At 68.6% G+C, this 15,909-nt stretch carries 14 protein-coding genes; 9 read left to right on the forward strand and 5 right to left on the reverse strand.

All coding sequences use genetic code 11. The features are described 5' to 3' along the window. Window positions 1–249 precede the first annotated feature (249 nt). Both mfd and AC3ANP_RS10690 read left to right on the forward strand, forming a co-directional pair. Entirely contained in the window at window positions 250–3,927 is a 3,678-nt protein-coding gene (mfd, locus tag AC3ANP_RS10685; protein ID WP_488330161.1) for a transcription-repair coupling factor, read from the forward strand. Window positions 3,928–3,930: 3 nt separating this feature from the next. Beyond that, complete coding sequence (locus tag AC3ANP_RS10690) at window positions 3,931–4,767, forward strand: metal-dependent hydrolase (protein ID WP_488330162.1); 837 nt, start codon at window positions 3,931–3,933, stop codon at window positions 4,765–4,767. A gap of 55 nt (window positions 4,768–4,822) precedes the next feature. Here the strand turns inward: AC3ANP_RS10690 and AC3ANP_RS10695 are convergent, their stop codons facing one another. The 3 genes from AC3ANP_RS10695 to AC3ANP_RS10705 form a co-directional block, all read right to left on the reverse strand. After that, the gene (locus tag AC3ANP_RS10695) at window positions 4,823–5,047 is read right to left on the reverse strand and encodes a hypothetical protein (RefSeq protein WP_488330163.1); all 225 of its coding nucleotides are present in this window, start codon (window positions 5,045–5,047) and stop codon (window positions 4,823–4,825) included. 62 nt (window positions 5,048–5,109) lie between these two features. Beyond that, on the reverse strand, window positions 5,110–5,832 hold the full coding sequence (deoC, locus tag AC3ANP_RS10700) for a deoxyribose-phosphate aldolase (protein ID WP_488330164.1): 723 nt from the start codon (window positions 5,830–5,832) through the stop codon (window positions 5,110–5,112). Window positions 5,833–6,009: 177 nt separating this feature from the next. Further along, window positions 6,010–7,749 (reverse strand): phospho-sugar mutase, encoded by a 1,740-nt coding sequence (locus tag AC3ANP_RS10705; RefSeq protein ID WP_488330165.1) that lies wholly within the window; start codon window positions 7,747–7,749, stop codon window positions 6,010–6,012. A 247-nt stretch (window positions 7,750–7,996) separates the two neighbouring features. Between AC3ANP_RS10705 and AC3ANP_RS10710 the strand changes: the two genes are divergently transcribed. Then, a complete protein-coding gene (locus AC3ANP_RS10710) occupies window positions 7,997–8,428 on the forward strand; it encodes an RrF2 family transcriptional regulator (RefSeq protein ID WP_488330166.1) in 432 nt (143 codons plus the stop codon). A 42-nt stretch (window positions 8,429–8,470) separates the two neighbouring features. Here the strand turns inward: AC3ANP_RS10710 and AC3ANP_RS10715 are convergent, their stop codons facing one another. Beyond that, the gene (locus AC3ANP_RS10715) at window positions 8,471–9,289 is read right to left on the reverse strand and encodes a purine-nucleoside phosphorylase (protein WP_488330167.1); all 819 of its coding nucleotides are present in this window, start codon (window positions 9,287–9,289) and stop codon (window positions 8,471–8,473) included. Window positions 9,290–9,370: 81 nt separating this feature from the next. Between AC3ANP_RS10715 and AC3ANP_RS10720 the strand changes: the two genes are divergently transcribed. Both AC3ANP_RS10720 and AC3ANP_RS10725 read left to right on the forward strand, forming a co-directional pair. Next, window positions 9,371–10,786: an NAD(P)H-quinone dehydrogenase gene (locus AC3ANP_RS10720; RefSeq protein ID WP_488330168.1), complete on the forward strand. Its 1,416-nt coding sequence runs from the start codon at window positions 9,371–9,373 to the stop codon at window positions 10,784–10,786. 127 nt (window positions 10,787–10,913) lie between these two features. Beyond that, window positions 10,914–11,120, forward strand: coding sequence for a hypothetical protein (locus AC3ANP_RS10725; RefSeq protein WP_488330169.1), 207 nt, complete (start codon window positions 10,914–10,916; stop codon window positions 11,118–11,120). A 79-nt stretch (window positions 11,121–11,199) separates the two neighbouring features. Here AC3ANP_RS10725 and AC3ANP_RS10730 read toward each other — a convergent pair whose 3' ends face one another. After that, window positions 11,200–12,657, reverse strand: coding sequence for a benzaldehyde dehydrogenase (locus AC3ANP_RS10730; protein WP_488330170.1), 1,458 nt, complete (start codon window positions 12,655–12,657; stop codon window positions 11,200–11,202). Between the two features lie 154 nt (window positions 12,658–12,811). Between AC3ANP_RS10730 and AC3ANP_RS10735 the strand changes: the two genes are divergently transcribed. The 4 genes from AC3ANP_RS10735 (at window position 12,812) to AC3ANP_RS10750 (ending at window position 15,826) form a co-directional block, all read left to right on the forward strand. Beyond that, on the forward strand, window positions 12,812–13,351 hold the full coding sequence (locus tag AC3ANP_RS10735) for a flavodoxin domain-containing protein (protein WP_488330171.1): 540 nt from the start codon (window positions 12,812–12,814) through the stop codon (window positions 13,349–13,351). Window positions 13,352–13,530: 179 nt separating this feature from the next. Beyond that, window positions 13,531–14,352 (forward strand): amino acid ABC transporter substrate-binding protein, encoded by an 822-nt coding sequence (locus AC3ANP_RS10740; protein WP_488330172.1) that lies wholly within the window; start codon window positions 13,531–13,533, stop codon window positions 14,350–14,352. Window positions 14,353–14,394: 42 nt separating this feature from the next. Further along, a complete protein-coding gene (locus tag AC3ANP_RS10745) occupies window positions 14,395–15,054 on the forward strand; it encodes an amino acid ABC transporter permease (protein ID WP_488333024.1) in 660 nt (219 codons plus the stop codon). Next, entirely contained in the window at window positions 15,041–15,826 is a 786-nt protein-coding gene (locus tag AC3ANP_RS10750; protein WP_488330173.1) for an amino acid ABC transporter ATP-binding protein, read from the forward strand. Before AC3ANP_RS10745 ends, AC3ANP_RS10750 begins: the two co-directional genes overlap by 14 nt. Window positions 15,827–15,909: the final 83 nt, after the last annotated feature.

Here is a 15,909-nt window from a genome sequence, read left to right on the forward strand (position 1 = left end):
GGCTCCTTCTCATTGCGGATATCAGCCGGCGGATACAAGCCATTCGGAGCGCCGGCCCGTCCGGACTGCGCGGCCCCGGACTGCGCGGCCCCCGACTGCAGGCCCTGGCCGACGTCCCTGCCGCCAGCTTAGCCCCGGGGTGCGGCCCGGCCACCGGGGCGCGGTAGGCTAAAAGGACCCCGGGATTCTTGCGAATTTCGGGTATTCGTGTTGCCTGCAGGTCCCGTCATTACTTCAGGAGTTCCCGCCATGAGCCTCAGCGGCCCCTCACTTACCGGTCTGCGGCGCGTCCTCGCCGGGGACAAGACGTTCGCCCGGGTGCAGGGGGAAGCTTCCCGCCCGTTCACGGTGCGCAGCGAGGACTACCAGATCAGCGCCCCGGGGGGCCTGCGGGCCGCGCTGCTGGCGGAGATGGCCGACGGCCTCGCCTCGGAGGCGCTGTCCGACGGGGACGCGTCCGACGGCGGTGCCTCCGCCAGTGTCCGCACGCCGGTGGTGCTGGCCGTCACCGCCACCGGGCGCGAGGCCGAAGACCTCGCCGCGGCGCTGGGCGCCTTCCTGCCGGCCGGCAGCATCGCCGAATTCCCGAGCTGGGAGACGCTGCCGCACGAACGGCTCTCCCCGCGTTCGGACACGGTCGGCCGCAGGCTCTCGGTGCTGCGCCGGCTGGTGCACCCCGAAACCGGCGCCGGGCCACTGCGTGTGGTGGTGGCGCCGGTCCGTGCCGTGGTCCAGCCCATCGTGGCAGGGCTCGGCGAACTGGTCCCGGTCACCCTGAAGGTGGGCCAGGAAGCGCCGTTCGGCGGCGTCGTCAAGAGCCTCGCCGACGCCGCCTACGCCCGGGTGGACATGGTCACCCGGCGGGGCGAGTTCGCCGTCCGCGGCGGCATGCTGGACGTCTTCCCACCCACCGAGGACCACCCGATCCGGGTGGAGTTCTTTGGCGACGAGGTGGAACAGATGCGCTGGTTCGCGGTCGCGGACCAGCGTTCGCTCACCGGCCCGGCAGTGCACCACCCGACCGAGCTGCACGCGCCGCCGTGCCGGGAACTGTTGATCACCCCTTCGGTGATGTCCCGGGCGGCGACGCTGAAGTCCCAACTGCCGGCCGCGGCGGACATGCTGGAGAAGATCGCCGGCGGCATCGCCGTCGAAGGGATGGAGTCCCTGGCCCCGGTGCTTGTCGACTCCATGGTGCCCTTCCTGGACCAGTTCCCCGGCGGCTCCATCTCGGTGGTCATTGAACCCGAAAAGGTCCGCAGCCGCGCCCACGACCTGGCCGCGACCAACGAGGAGTTCCTCGAGGCAGCCTGGTCCACGGCATCGGACGGGGGAGCCGCGCCGCTAGACCTAAGTTCCGCGGCGTCCGAGGCCCTGCACACGGCCAGCTTCCGCTCGCTGGCCCAGACCCGGTCCACGGCGCTGGCGCACGGCGTCTCCTGGTGGTCCATCACGTCCCTGGCCAGCGACGAGGAACTGCTGCCCGACATCGATGTGCTGAACCTGCGCGCCCGTGAGCCCCGCGGCTACCAGGGTGATGTCGCCGAGATGATGGACTTCATTGGCTCCCACGTCCGGGACCAATGGCGGATCGTCGTCGCCACTGACGGCCCCGGGCCGGCACAGCGGCTGGCGGAGTTGTTCCACGACAACGACATTCCCTGTGCCCGGGTGGACTCGCTGGACGCCGAGCCGCAGCCGGGCCTGATCGAGGTGACCACCGCCGCCGTCGGCCGTGGCTTTGTCCTGGACTCGCTCAAGGTGGGACTGCTGACCGAGGCCGACCTGCTGGGCCGGACCTCGGCGGGTTCGACCAAGGACATGCACCGGATGCCGTCCAAACGGCGGAACGCCGTGGACCCGCTGCAGCTGCTCGCCGGTGACTTCGTGGTGCACGAACAGCACGGCATCGGCCGGTTCGTGGAGCTGATCCAGCGCAAGGTGGCGGGTGGCGGGGACGGCGTGCGCGAATACCTGGTCCTGGAGTATGCCCCCTCCAAGCGCGGCGCCCCGGGTGACCGGCTTTTCGTGCCGTCCGACCAGCTGGACCAGGTCACGCGCTACGTCGGCGGCGACACCCCGGTGCTGAGCAAAATGGGCGGCTCGGACTGGGCCAGCACCAAGTCCAAGGCACGCAAGGCCGTCAAGGAGATCGCCGGCGAGCTGATCCGGTTGTATTCGGCCCGGATGGCGTCCCGCGGCCACGCCTTCGGCCCGGACACGCCCTGGCAGCGCGAACTTGAGGAGGCCTTCCCCTACGTCGAGACCCCGGATCAGCTGACGACCATCAACGAGGTCAAGGCGGACATGGAGCGGGAGATCCCGATGGACCGCCTGGTCTCGGGCGACGTCGGCTACGGCAAGACCGAGATCGCCGTCCGCGCCGCCTTCAAGGCGGTCCAGGACGGGAAGCAGGTCGCCGTGCTGGTGCCGACGACGCTGCTCGCCCAGCAGCACTATGAGACTTTCACCGAACGGTTCTCCGGCTTCCCGCTCCGGGTCAGGCCGCTGTCCCGCTTCCAGGGCGCCAAAGAGGCCAAGGAGACGCAGGAAGGGGTGAAGAGCGGTGCGGTGGACGTGGTGATCGGCACCCACCGCCTGCTCTCCAAGGACTTCGCGTTCAAGGATCTGGGTCTGGTGATCGTGGACGAGGAACAGCGCTTTGGCGTCGAGCACAAGGAAGCGCTCAAAAAGATGCGCACCAACGTGGACGTCCTGGCCATGAGCGCCACCCCGATTCCGCGGACCCTGGAGATGTCCTTGACCGGCATCCGGGAGACGTCCACGCTGGCCACCCCGCCGGAGGAACGGCACCCCGTGCTGACCTACGTGGGCCCCTACACGGACAAACAGACCTCGGCCGCGATCCGGCGCGAGCTCATGCGCGAAGGGCAGGTCTTCTTCGTGCACAACCGGGTCTCCAGCATCGAGCGCACCGCGGCGAAAATCCGCGAGCTCGTCCCCGAGGCGCGGGTCGAAGTGGCGCACGGCAAGATGTCCGAGAGCCGGCTGGAACAGATCATCGTGGACTTCTGGGAGAAGCGCTTCGACGTGCTGGTCTGCACCACCATCATCGAGACCGGCCTGGACATTTCCAACGCCAACACCCTGATCGTGGACGGTGCGGACAAGTACGGGCTCTCGCAGCTGCACCAGCTGCGCGGGCGGGTGGGCCGCGGCCGGGAGCGGGCCTACGCCTACTTCCTGTACCCCTCGGAGAAGCCGCTCGGGGAGGTGGCGCTGGAACGGCTCAAAGCCGTCGCGACGCACAACGAGCTCGGCGCCGGCATGCAACTGGCCATGAAGGACCTGGAGATCCGCGGTGCGGGAAACCTGCTTGGCGGCGAACAATCCGGCCACATCCAGGGCGTCGGCTTCGACCTGTACATCCGGCTGGTGGGCGAGGCGGTGGCGGATTACCGCGGCGAAGCCGAGGAAAAGGCCGCGGAGATGAAGATCGAACTGCCGGTGAACGCCCACCTGCCGCACGACTACGTGCCGGGGGAGCGGCTGCGCCTGGAGGCCTACCGCAAGCTGGCCGCCGCGCTCAGCAACGAGGCCATTGACGAGGTCGAGGCGGAACTCGTGGACCGCTACGGCGAGCTCCCGCTGCCGGCGAAGAACCTGGTGGCCGTGGCCCGCTTCCGGGTCGGGGCGCGCGCGGCCGGTCTCAGCGACGTCGCACTGCAGGGCAACTTCATCAAGTTCTCGCCCGCGCAGCTGCCGGAGTCCAAACTGATGCGGCTGGCCCGGATGTATCCCGGCTCACAGGCGAAGCCGGCCCTGGACGCGGTCCTGATCCCCAAGCCCAAGACTGCCCGGATTGGCGGCCGGGACCTGCAGGACGCCGAGATCCTGGCCTGGGCCAACGGCGTGATCGAGGCGATTTTCTCCGACGCCGCTGTAGCTGCACCGACAGCCGGCTAGGCCGTGATGGGAGGACACCACGCCGCGTCTGGCGCCGCGGCGTGGGTGGCTGTTGCCTCGACCGGGCCGTACGCGCTGGGCTGGTATCCGCTCGATGCCACCGGCATTGTGATCGGCGGGATAACGACGGCGGGCACCGCCCTGGTCTGCGACTGGGACCACCGCTCGTCCACGGTGGCGCATGCCCTTCCGCCGCTGTCGAACCTCATCGCCGTCGGGATCGAAAACGCGTCCGGCGGCCACCGGCAGGGCACCCACTCGGTGCTGGGCGCGGCGTTCTTCGTGCTGCTCGCGGCGCTGGCCGGGCAGCTGCAGCTGCAGACGGACTGGGGCCTGCTGTCCCTCGGCGCCGGGCTGCTGTGCATGTTTATGATCAACATCGCCGCGAAGGCGCTGAAGCTGTTTCCCAAGTACGGCTGGGTCAGCAACTGGATCTTTGCCCTGGTGATGGCCGGCCTGGTGACCTGGTTCGCGCCGCACCAGTGGTCCTGGCTTCCGGTGTCCATGCTCACCGGCGTCCTGGTGCATATCGTCGGCGACATGATCACCACCGGGGGAGTTCCGCTGCTGTGGCCGCTTGTGGTCAAGCCGCCCAAGTTCCTCCGCAAGGTGCCGCTGGTCAAGGACGTCTGGAAGGCCAACGGAGCGTTCTCTATCCCGTTGCTGGGCCGGGCCGGCTCGCGGCGGGAATGGTTCGTGCTGATCCCGGTCAGCGCCTATGCCATGGTCGGGCTCTTCGGGGCCGGCTTGGATTTGGCCAAGGGGCACTTCCCGGCAGCCCTCGCGTTGGGGACGGCGCTGGTTAACCGCCTGCTGGCCGCCGTCGCCGGCGCGGCTTAAATGGCTGAAGCCCCGGCGAACCGGGGCTTCAGCCATTTCCGTCCGAGCGTGCGAATCAGCTTTCGCCGGCCGAATCCGAGCGGCCGGTGATGGTCTGCGGGATCCAGAACGCAAGGCCGAACAGGATCAGGCAGACGGCCATCGGCCACGCGTTGCCCAGGGTGAGGAAGGACAGTGAGTACAGGGCGGCGAAGAACAGGATCATCATCAGGACAAACAGCACGATGCTGGATGCCAGGCTGTTCTCGGCCTGCGGGGTCTTGGTGTTGTTGCTCGACATGCGTTCCTCCTCGGCCCCTGGGGGCTCAAAACCGTGATTGCTGGTGCTTGTGATCGGTGCGGTCAGTACGCGGACGAACCCTGTTCGCCGCTGACGATCGCGATGCCGGAGCTGGCGCCAATACGTGTTGCACCTGCTGCAATCATAGCCCGAGCGTCGGCGAGCGACCGTACACCGCCGGAGGCCTTGACGCCGAGTCCGGAACCCACGGTGCGGCGCATCAGGGCTACGTCCTCGACCGTGGCGCCCCCGCCGTTGAAGCCGGTGGAGGTCTTCACGAAGTCGGCGCCTGCTTCCACTGCGGCCTCGCAGGCAAGCACCTTCTGGGAGTCATCAAGCAGGGCGGTCTCGATAATGACCTTCAGGATGGCGCCGCCGGCATGCACGGTCTCTGCCACCGCGCGGATGTCCTCCGTCAGGGCACCCTTGTCGCTGGCGCGGGCCGCGGCAATGTTGATCACCATATCGATTTCGTCCGCGCCGTCCAGCACTGCGCCGCGGGCTTCGAAGGCCTTGACGTCGGTCGGCGTGGCACCGAGGGGAAAACCGACCACCGAGCAGGTCAGGACGTCCGATCCCCTAAGGGCGGTCTTGACGGTCTTGACCCAGACCGGGTTTACGCAGACGGACTTGAAGTGGTACTCGACCGCCTCGGCGCAGACCTTCAGGACCTCGGCTTCGCTTGCCTCCGGCTTGAGCAGAGTGTGGTCGATGTACGAGGCGATCGCGTCGGCCGGCCGGTCGGAGCTGGCAGCCCCCGTGGCCGTGGTGGCTTCATTGCTCATGGTGGTCCCTTTCCTGGCGGGCGTGGTTCGTGGCCGGGCCCGTCCCGCTGGCACGGCGTACGTCGTGGCTTCTCAGTGCACCATCTTGCCATAACAGGACCCGCCCGGGCCCGGCTCAGGCTGCCTCCGCAAGCGGGCCGGCCGGGCCTGCCCGCAGCAGGTCCGGGGTCAATACAGCTAGAGCCCCAGGGCTTCGCGCACGTCGGCGAGGACGTTTTCCAGGGCTGTGCGGGCCTCCAGCCGGGCCGCCGGCAATTCAGCGGCGGAGCCGACGCTGCGGATGACTTCGAGGTAGCACTTGAGTTTCGGCTCGGTTCCGCTGGGGCGGATGATGACGCGCGTGTGGTCCCTGGTCAGATACAGCAGCCCCTCGGTGGGTGGCAGCCGGTCGCTGCCTTCGGCGAGATCCGTGGCTGTCTCCACCGGCGAGCCGCCGAAGGACTCCGGCGGATTGACCCGGAGCCGGTTCATCATCGCGTCCAGCAGGCCCAGATCCGCCACCCGGATGCTGAGCTGGTCACTGGCATGCAGGCCGTGCACCAGGTACAACTCGTCAAGGGTGTCGAAAACCGTCTTGCCCTCGGCTTTCGCGGCGGCCGCGAGTTCGGCGATCAGGACGGCCGCCGAGATGCCGTCCTTGTCCCGCACCAGGTCAGGGGCCACGCAATAGCCCAGCGCCTCCTCGTAGCCGTACCGCAGGCCGGGAACCCGGGCAATCCACTTGAACCCGGTGAGGGTTTCCTCGTGGGCGTACCCGGCGGCCGTGGCCACGCGGGCGAGCAACCGGGAGGAAACAATCGAGTTGGCGAAGACGCCGGTGGTGGCGTCCGCCTCGTCGGCGAGCCGGGCCACGGCGTGGGCGCCGAGCAGGGCGCCCACCTCGTCCCCGCGCAGCATCCGCCAGTCCCCGGTGTCCGGGTCCTGGGCTGCGACGGCGGCGCGGTCCGCATCCGGGTCGTTCGCGATCACGATGTCCGCACCCACGCGGGCCGCGGTGGCCAAGGCCAGGTCCAGTGCCCCGGGTTCTTCCGGGTTGGGGAAGGCCACGGTGGGGAAGTCCGGGTCCGGCTCTGACTGCTCGGCCACCAGGGTAACGTCGGCGAAGCCGGCAGCCTGCAGCACCGCCGAGGCAGTTGCGCCGCCTACCCCGTGCAGGGGCGTGAGGACAATCTTGAGGTCCCGGGCCGGAAACCGCTGCGGAAGCGCAAGGGCCGCGACGGCGGCCTGGTAGTCGGCGGCGACGGCCGGGTCCAGCACCGTCCAGCCCTCGGAGGCCAGCGGGATCGAGTCCAGCGTGCCGACGGCGTTGATCTCCGCGGCGATCTGTTCGTCGTAAGGCGCCACGATCTGGGCTCCCCGGCCACTTTCCTCCACGGCGTGGCGGCCCAGGTAAACCTTGTAGCCGTTGTCCTGCGGCGGGTTGTGGCTGGCGGTCACCATCACGCCGCCATCGCAGCCCAGCGCCCGGACGGCGTAGGCCAGCAGCGGCGTGGGCAGCGCGGCGGGCAGCAGAAACGTTTCGATGCCGGCAGCGGTGAAGATCGCGGCCGTCTCCGCCGCGAACACGTCGGAGTTGTGGCGGGCGTCGTAGCCGACGACGGCGCGGGGCCGGGTTCCCGGAGCTGCCTTCCCGACCGTGGTGCCGAGGAAGGCGGCGAGGCCGCGGGCCGCCCGCCGCACCACCACCCGGTTCATCCGGTTGGGGCCGGCCCCCAGCGCGGCCCGCAGCCCCGCGGTACCGAACTGCAGCGTGCCGTTGAAGCGGTCCGCCAGCTCCTGCCGGGCCCCGGCCGTCCCCGCCTCGGTGAGGCGGATCAGTCCGGCCAGCTCGGCGGCCGTGGCGGGGTCGGGGTCCTGCGCGGCCCAGTCACGGGCCTCGCTCAGCAGCTGGGACAGTGCGGCATCGGAAGGCGTCATGGGTACCAAACTAGCGCCAAATGCCGGTCCGGCGTGCCCGGACCGGCGCGTCCACGGCTGACGGGTCCATCACGTCGGGCCCGCCGACGGGTCCGGCACGTCCGCCCGGCGCAGGGCTTCCGAAGGATCAGCACAAGACCCGGCGAACCGGCGGCCGGGCGATTGACACCCATTTTTCCGGACACGTAGCGTCTGGAATATGAAAATGGGGCGGGGAGTGGAATGGGCCGTGCATTCGTGCGTCAACATGTCATGGACGCCGCCCGGGGAAGCAGTCAACAGCGCCAGGCTTGCGGCTTTCTACCAGCTCCCCGCGGCTTACCTGAACAAGCAGCTCCAGGCCCTGGTCCGCGCCGGCATCCTGGCCTCGGTGTCCGGCCCGCGCGGCGGCTTCCACCTGGCCCGGAGAGCGGACAACATCAGCGTGCTGGACGTGGTGCTGGCGGTGGAAGGACCGGAACCGGCTTTCCGTTGCGAGGGGATCCTGGGCGCCGTCCCGGGGCAGGACCGGCGGGAAAACTTCGTCCGGAGCTGCCTGATCTCGCAGACCATGCGGCAGGCGGAACTGGCCTGGCGGCAGGCGCTGGCACGGCAAACCATCGCGGGCATCGCCGAGTCCATGGAGCGCCGCTTCCCCGGGGACCGGGCCAACGCCCTCCGCCACCTGGCCTCCGGGTAGGCGCTCCGGCGCCCGCCGGTGTTCCTTCCGCCGGGACGTACCTCAGAGTTTGGCGATGATTTCGGCAAGCAGCTTGGAGATCCGCGGGGCCGCCGCCTGACCGGCCTCCAGGACCTCCTGGTGGCTCAGTGGCACCGGGCTGATGCCGGCAGCAAGGTTGGTCACGAGCGAGATGCCGAAGACCTCCATGCCCGCGTGGCGGCCGGCGATGGCTTCGAGCGCGGTGGACATGCCCACCAAGGACGCGCCGATCCGCTTGGCGTACTGCACCTCGGCCGGGGTCTCGTAATGCGGGCCGGTGAACTGGGCGTAGACGCCTTCGTCCAGGCTGGGGTCCACCTCGCGGGCCAGGCCGCGGATCCGCGCGGAGTACAGGTCGGTGAGGTCCACGAAGGTGGCGCCCTCGAGCGGGGAGGTGGCGGTGAGGTTGATGTGGTCGCTGATCAGCACGGGGGTGCCGGGCGCCCAGTCCTCGTTCAGCCCGCCGCACCCGTTGGTCAGGACCAGCGTCCGGCAGCCGGCGGCGGCCGCGGTGCGCACTCCGTGCACCACAGCGCGGACGCCCTTGCCCTCGTAGTAGTGCGTCCGTGCGCCGAGGACCAGGGCGCGCTTGCCCTCGCGGGTGAGCACCGAGCGGATGGTGCCCACATGGCCCACCACGGAGGGTGACGAGAAGCCGGGGACCTCCTCGGCGGAGAGTGTGGCGGTGGTTTCGCCGATCAGGTCGGCAGCGTCGCCCCAGCCCGAGCCGAGGACCAGTGCCACGTCGTGGCGGTCCACGCCGGTCTCGGCTGCGATGTGGTCGGCGGCAGCGCGGGCCGCGTCGAAGGGGTCCGTGTTCAGGAATTCTGTAGTACTCACTGGTACAAGCTACCGTGCGCGCGGGGCAGTGCCCACCACCCCATTGGTGGCGCCCGTTCTTATGGTGGACAATGGATGACTGTGACTACGCACCCCGATTTCAGCGCACCCCGGATCGCAATTCTCGGCGGAGGGCCCGGCGGCTATGAGGCCGCCATGGTCGCCGCCTCGCTGGGGGCGCAGGTGACCATCATTGAGCGTGCCGGCCTCGGCGGCTCCGCCGTGCTGACCGACGTCGTGCCGTCCAAAACCCTGATCGCCACTGCCGACCTGATGACCCGGATGGCCGGTGCGGGGGAGCTGGGCGTCATGTTCGACGTCGACGGCGGCGATTACGCGCCGACCATGCGGGCGGACCTCAAGCACATCAACGACCGTGTGCTGGTGCTGGCCCGGCAGCAGTCCGCCGACATCAGGCGGGGCCTCGAGCGCCAGGGCGTCCGTATCCTGATCGGCTCCGGCAAGATGCTGGACAACCACACCATCGAGGTCCTCACCGCCGAGGGAACCGAAACGATCGAGGCAGACGCCGTCCTGCTGGCGGTCGGCGCCCACCCGCGCGAACTGCCCACCGCCCGCCCGGACGGCATCCGCATCCTGAACTGGGCCCAGATCTACAACCTGGACGAACTCCCGGAGGAACTGATCGTGGTGGGGTCCGGCGTCACCGGCGCCGAATTCGCCTCCGCGTACAACGGCCTGGGTTCCAAGGTCACCCTCATTTCCAGCCGGGACCGGGTGCTGCCCGGCTCGGATGCGGACGCGGCGGAGGTGCTCGAAGGCGTCTTCGAACGCCGTGGCGTAACCGTGCTGTCCCGGTCGCGGGCCGAGACCGTCGAACGCACGGACGACGGCGTCGTGGTCACCCTCGCCGACGGCTCCACGGTCTCCGGCAGCCACTGCCTGGTGGCCGTCGGGTCCATCCCGAACACCGCAGGAATCGGCCTGGAGGAAGCCGGCGTCGCGCTGACCGAGAGCGGCCACATCAAGGTCGACGGCGTCTCCCGGACCACCGCGCCGAACATCTACGCCGCCGGCGACTGCACCGGCGTGCTGGCCCTCGCCTCGGTCGCGGCGATGCAGGGCCGCATCGCGATCGCGCACTTCCTGGGCGACGGCGTCACCCCGCTCAAGCTGCACCAGGTGGCGTCGAACATCTTCACCTCACCGGAAATCGCCAACGTCGGCGTCTCCGAAGCCGAAATCGACTCCGGCAAGTACCAGGCCGACGTCATCAAGCTCTCGCTCAGCAGCAATGCCCGGGCCAAGATGCGCAACCACAAGGACGGCTTCGTCAAAATCTTCGCCCGCAAGGGTTCCGGTACCGTGATCGGCGGCGTCGTCGTCGGCCCGAACGCCTCCGAGCTGATCTTCGCGATCTCGCTCGCCGTGACCCAGAAGCTGCACGTCGACGACGTCGCGAGTACATTCACCGTCTACCCGTCGCTCAGCGGGTCCATCTCCGAGGCCGCGCGGCGCCTGCACGTCCATATGTAGCGTTCCGGTGGCGCCGCCGCTCTGGACGGACCGGGGCGAAGTGGCGTTGAATGTGGCCAGTGCACAAAGCACTGCTGGCCGCAGCCGGGGCCACCGGTCCGAGGCTGCATTGCGAAGGAGCAATTCAATGGCAGGAATTGAAGATCATTTCGACAAGGCATTCCACGGCAAGTCGGCGTCCGAACTCGCAGCCGCTCCCGTCGATGCCCTCAAGGGTGTGACCGAGGCCGACGGCGAACATTTGAAAGCCGCGTTCGGCATCACCACGGTCAAGGACCTGGGGACCAACAAGTTCTTCCTCTGGGCGCAGGACGTCGCCAAACAGGCAAAGTAGCCGCCGGCGAGGAGGGCCCAACGGCGCGATGCCGTTGGGCCCTCCGGCGCGGTTGACTGCCGCCCGCGGCCGGGTGGGTCTAGAACGGATACGGTGCGATGTCCGGACGCACGGTGAGCCACTGGATTTCCGTGAAGGACTCCATGTTCGCGTGGTGCCCGCCGATCCGTGAACCGTTGCCGGAGTTCTTCACGCCGCCGAACGGGGAGTTCGCCTCGTCCGAGACGGTCTGTTCGTTGATGTGCACCTTGCCGGAGTCGAGCCGGTCGGCAACGGCCATGGCCAGGCCGACGTCGCCGAGGATGCCGACGGAGAGGCCATAGTCGTTGTCGTTGGCCAGCGCCACGGCCTCGTCCACGGTCGAGAATTTCAGGACCGGCGCCACCGGGCCGAAGATTTCATCCTTCCAGGCCGCGCTGTCCCGGCGCAGGTCCACCAGCACGGTGGGCTGGTAGAAGCGGCCGTCGTGGGTGCCGCCGGAGGCCAGCCGGGCGCCGCCACGCACCGCGTCCTGGACGATGCCGTCCACCCGCTGCAGCTGGCGTTCGTCGATCACCGGACCCAGCGCCACGGTACCGCTCTTCGGATCACCGACCGGCAGCTGGCCGGCCTTCTCGGCGAGTGCCGCGACGTAGTCGTCGTAAATGTCCTCGTGCACGATGTGCCGCCCGGCCGCCATGCAGATCTGGCCCTGGTGCATGAACGAGCCGAAGGCCGCCGCGGAGGCCGCCTTCGCCAGATCTGCACCCGGCAGCACGATCAGGGCGCTGTTGCCGCCCAGTTCCAGATGGGCACGCTTGAGCAGCCGGCCCGCGGTTTCGCCGATCTTCCGCCCGGCCGCCGTCGAGCCGGTGAAGGCGATCACCCGGACTTCCGGGGCCTCGACGACGGCGGCACCGATCTCCGCGCCGCCGGGCAGCAGCGAGAGCAACCCGGCCGGAAGACCGGCCTCCTCGAAAATCCGCATCACCGTTACGCCGCCGCAGACGGCGGTCCGGGGGTCCGGTTTCAGCAGCACGGCGTTGCCGAGGGCAAGGGCCGGAGCGACGGCCCGGATCGAGAGGATCAGCGGGAAGTTGAACGGAGCGATCACCGACACGACGCCAACCGGACGGCGCCGTGCGAACGACCAGCGGCCTTCGTTCGAGGTCAGCACGTCCCCGGCGGGCAGCGACGGCAGCGCGGCGGCTTCGTAGCATTCGTTGGCGGCGGTGTGCGTTTCCAAGCCGGCCTTGGGCGGGATGCCGCCCGATTCCCGGACAATCCAGTCCTGGATCTCGGCTGCGTGTTCCTCCCAGAGCAGCCCCGCGCGGCGCAGGACGGCCGCCCGGTCCTCCGGGTTGCGGGCCGCCCACTCCCTTTGCGCCGTCGCCGCGACGGTGGCCGCTTCGCGCACGTCCGCCACGGAGGCGACGCCGTAGCTGCCGAGCTGCTCGCCGGTGGCCGGTTCGACGGCAGGGCTCGTCCCTCCGCCGCCGGTGCGCCAGCCGTTGAGGTAGATTTTGCCGTCCCAGAGGACGGGGTCGAGCAGGGGCATGTCGTGGCCTTTCGTCGTGAGCCTGGCGGTGCTAACGGTCCGGCCGAGACGGGCAAGGCCGACGTGTCCATCACATGCGGTGCCGGCTGTGCCGTCAAGGGCCCGGTGACGTTCGGCCCTAGCCGCGGCGCGCGGCCGGACCCAACAGTGGAGCATGGCCAATATCTATATTCCCTTCGGGACGGTCGAAGGCCAGACGGCCCGGATCGCCGAGTACATTGCCGACGTCGTCCGCGGGCAGGGCCATGAGGCCCGGGCCGCAGACCTCCGGGCCTCCGGCAACGCCCTCCCGGCCGGCTGCGAGGGCGTCATTCTCGGCGGGTCGGTCCACGTCGGCAAACACGAGGGCTGCGTCACCGACTTCGTCCGGGCGAACAGGGCCGCGCTGAACCGGCTGCCCACTGCCTTTTTCTCCGTGAGCCTGGCCGCCCACGGGGACGAAGGGAACGCCGAAGGCTACGTGGAGAAATTCATGGACGACGCCGGCTGGCGACCTTCCCATGTCGCCTTGTTCGGCGGGGCACTGCCTTACACGCAGTACGGCTTCCTGAAGCGGCACCTCATGCGCACGATCGCCGGCAGCAAAGGCTCCCCGGACACCGACCTGACCCGCGACTACTACTACACCGAGTGGGACGGCGTCCGGCGCTTCGCCGAGGATTTCCTCTCCGCACTCCCCGACCCTTCAGTCTAGGGGAGCGGAACAGGCGGGCAGCAGGGCGGAAGCGATTCGTCAAGTCCGTCTCACCGCCGGGTCATACGCCGTCATCGGGGGTGCCCAAGCGCCGGGCTGTCTTGCTATCGTCGCTAGTAGAATGCCGCCCTGCGCGGCCACCCCAGCGGGCCCCTCCGGCTCCTCGATGAAGGACCATCATGAAGCACACTCGACTTTCCGTCATCGGCCTGATCGCAGCGGCAGGTCTGGCTCTCACGGGCTGCGGTTCCGCCGCGACGAGCCCGTCGAGTTCGGCACCGGCCGGCGGGGCGGACACCTCGCTGAGCGACGTCAAGAGCGCCGGCGTGCTCAAGGTCGGCACCGAGGGAACGTACAAACCGTTCTCGTTCCACGCGAACGGCACCGGGGAACTGACCGGCTACGACGTCGAGATCGTCAGCGCCGTCGCGGCCAAACTGGGCGTTAAACCCACCTTTCAGGAAACCCAGTTCGACGCCATCTTCGCGGGCCTCGAAGCCAAGCGGTTCGACGTCGTCGCGAACCAGGTCTCGATCACCGACGAACGCAAGGCGAAATACGACTTCTCCACGCCCTACACCGTGAGCACCGGCGTCATCGTCACCAAGTCGGACAACTCCAGCATCACCTCGTTCGACAGCCTCAAAGGCAAGACCACGGCGCAGTCGCTGACCAGCAACTGGTACAAGCTGGCGCAGCAGAGCGGGGCAAATGTGCAGGCGGTGGAAGGCTGGGCACAGGCGATCACGCTGCTCAAGCAGGGACGCGTGGATGCCACCATCAATGACAAGCTGACCTACCTGGACCAGCAAAAGCAGGCCAAGGACGACAGCATCAAAATCGCGGCGGAGACCACCGACAAGTCGCTGAGCGCCTTCGCTTTCCGGAAGGGCTCCACCAGCCTCACCGACGCCGTCAACAAGGCGCTGACCGAACTGCAGGCAGACGGTACCCTGACGAAGATTTCGCAGAAATACTTTGACGCCGACGTCACCAAGTAGCGCGGTGCCCACCGTCGCCCAACGCCGGGCCTTGCCATGACGATCAACTGGGACCTGGTCTGGAGTTCGCTGGGGCCGATCCTGGTGGGTGCGGTCACCGGGACCATTCCGGTTGCGCTGTCCTCGTTCGCGCTCGGCCTGGTGCTGGCACTGCTGGTTGCCCTGATGCGGCTCAGCCGCAATTCCGTCCTCTCGACCATCGCCCGGATGTACATTTCGGTGATCCGCGGCACGCCGCTGCTGGTCCAGCTCTTTGTCATTTTCTATGGGCTGCCGTCCGTCGGCGTCACCATCAGCCCCTGGCCCAGCGCGATCATCGCGTTCTCGCTCAACGTGGGAGGCTACGCCGCGGAGGTGATCCGCGCGGCCATCCTCTCGGTTCCGAAGGGCCAATGGGAGGCCGGGCACACCATCGGCATGTCCCGGCGACAGTCCTTGATCCGGATCATCCTGCCGCAGGCCGCCCGGGTCTCGGTGCCGCCGCTCTCCAACACCTTCATCAGCCTGGTCAAGGACACCTCGCTGGCCTCGCTGATCCTGGTCACGGAGCTGTTCCGCCAGGCGCAGCAGGTCGCCGCCTTCAGCCAGGAGTTCATGCTCCTCTACCTGGAGGCCGCCGTCGTCTACTGGATCATCTGCCTGGCCCTCTCCAGCGGACAGTCCGTCCTGGAGAAGAGATTGGACCGCTATGTCGCCCACTGAATCCGCGCTCCCGGACACCGCGCCGCTGCTGGCCGTGCGGGGGCTGCGCAAGGCCTTCGGCCGGCACGAAGTGCTGAAATCCATCGACCTCGAGGTCCGGCGCGGCGAAGTGGTCACCCTGATCGGGCCCTCCGGTTCCGGCAAAACGACCGTGCTGCGTTGCCTCAACGGCCTCGAAGTGCCCGACGCCGGGACCGTCGAGTTCAGCGGCGGCCCCGCCGTCGACTTTTCCAGCCAGGCCTCCAAAAAGCAGCTGGCGGCGCTGCGGGACCGCAGCGCCATGGTCTTCCAGCACTACAACCTCTTTCCGCATAAGACCGTCCTGGAGAACATCATCGAGGGCCCGGTCCAGGTGCAGAAACGGCCCAGGGCCGAGGCCGCCGCCGAGGCAAGGGAACTGCTGGCCCGGGTCGGGCTTGCCGAGAAGGAGGCGAGCTACCCGTTCGAACTCTCCGGCGGGCAGCAGCAGCGTGTCGGCATTGTCCGTGCGCTGGCCCTGCGCCCGGCGCTGCTGCTCTTTGACGAGCCGACGTCGGCGCTGGACCCGGAACTGGTGGGGGAGGTGCTCACCGTCATCAAGGAACTGGCCGACGAAGGCTGGACGATGGTGGTGGTCACGCACGAGCTGGCCTTTGCCCGTGAGGTCGCCAACGAGGTCATCTTCATGGACGGCGGCGTGGTCGTGGAACGCGGGCACCCGGACACGGTGCTGCGGGACCCCCGGGAGGAACGGACCCGGCAGTTCGTCGACCGTCTACTCAACCCCTTCTAAGGCTCAGCGACGACATAAACGTCCACATAGTGGACCATTTGTCCATTGGGTGGACGTGGGGAACTAATATGGCAGATATATTC

This window comes from Arthrobacter sp. JB02-1C, assembly GCF_057748045.1.

Excerpts from the sequence above, each read along its gene's own strand:
- AC3ANP_RS10740 (WP_488330172.1), top strand. The coding sequence starts at position 13,531 with ATGAAGCACACTCGACTTTCCGTCATCGGCCTGATCGCAGCGGCAGGT.
- AC3ANP_RS10735 (WP_488330171.1), top strand. The coding sequence starts at position 12,812 with ATGGCCAATATCTATATTCCCTTCGGGACGGTCGAAGGCCAGACGGCC.
- mfd (WP_488330161.1), top strand. The coding sequence starts at position 250 with ATGAGCCTCAGCGGCCCCTCACTTACCGGTCTGCGGCGCGTCCTCGCC.
- AC3ANP_RS10705 (WP_488330165.1), bottom strand. The coding sequence starts at position 7,749 with ATGACGCCTTCCGATGCCGCACTGTCCCAGCTGCTGAGCGAGGCCCGT.
- AC3ANP_RS10730 (WP_488330170.1), bottom strand. The coding sequence starts at position 12,657 with ATGCCCCTGCTCGACCCCGTCCTCTGGGACGGCAAAATCTACCTCAAC.
- AC3ANP_RS10695 (WP_488330163.1), bottom strand. The coding sequence starts at position 5,047 with ATGTCGAGCAACAACACCAAGACCCCGCAGGCCGAGAACAGCCTGGCA.
- AC3ANP_RS10725 (WP_488330169.1), top strand. The coding sequence starts at position 10,914 with ATGGCAGGAATTGAAGATCATTTCGACAAGGCATTCCACGGCAAGTCG.
- AC3ANP_RS10710 (WP_488330166.1), top strand. The coding sequence starts at position 7,997 with ATGTCATGGACGCCGCCCGGGGAAGCAGTCAACAGCGCCAGGCTTGCG.
- deoC (WP_488330164.1), bottom strand. The coding sequence starts at position 5,832 with ATGAGCAATGAAGCCACCACGGCCACGGGGGCTGCCAGCTCCGACCGG.
- AC3ANP_RS10750 (WP_488330173.1), top strand. The coding sequence starts at position 15,041 with ATGTCGCCCACTGAATCCGCGCTCCCGGACACCGCGCCGCTGCTGGCC.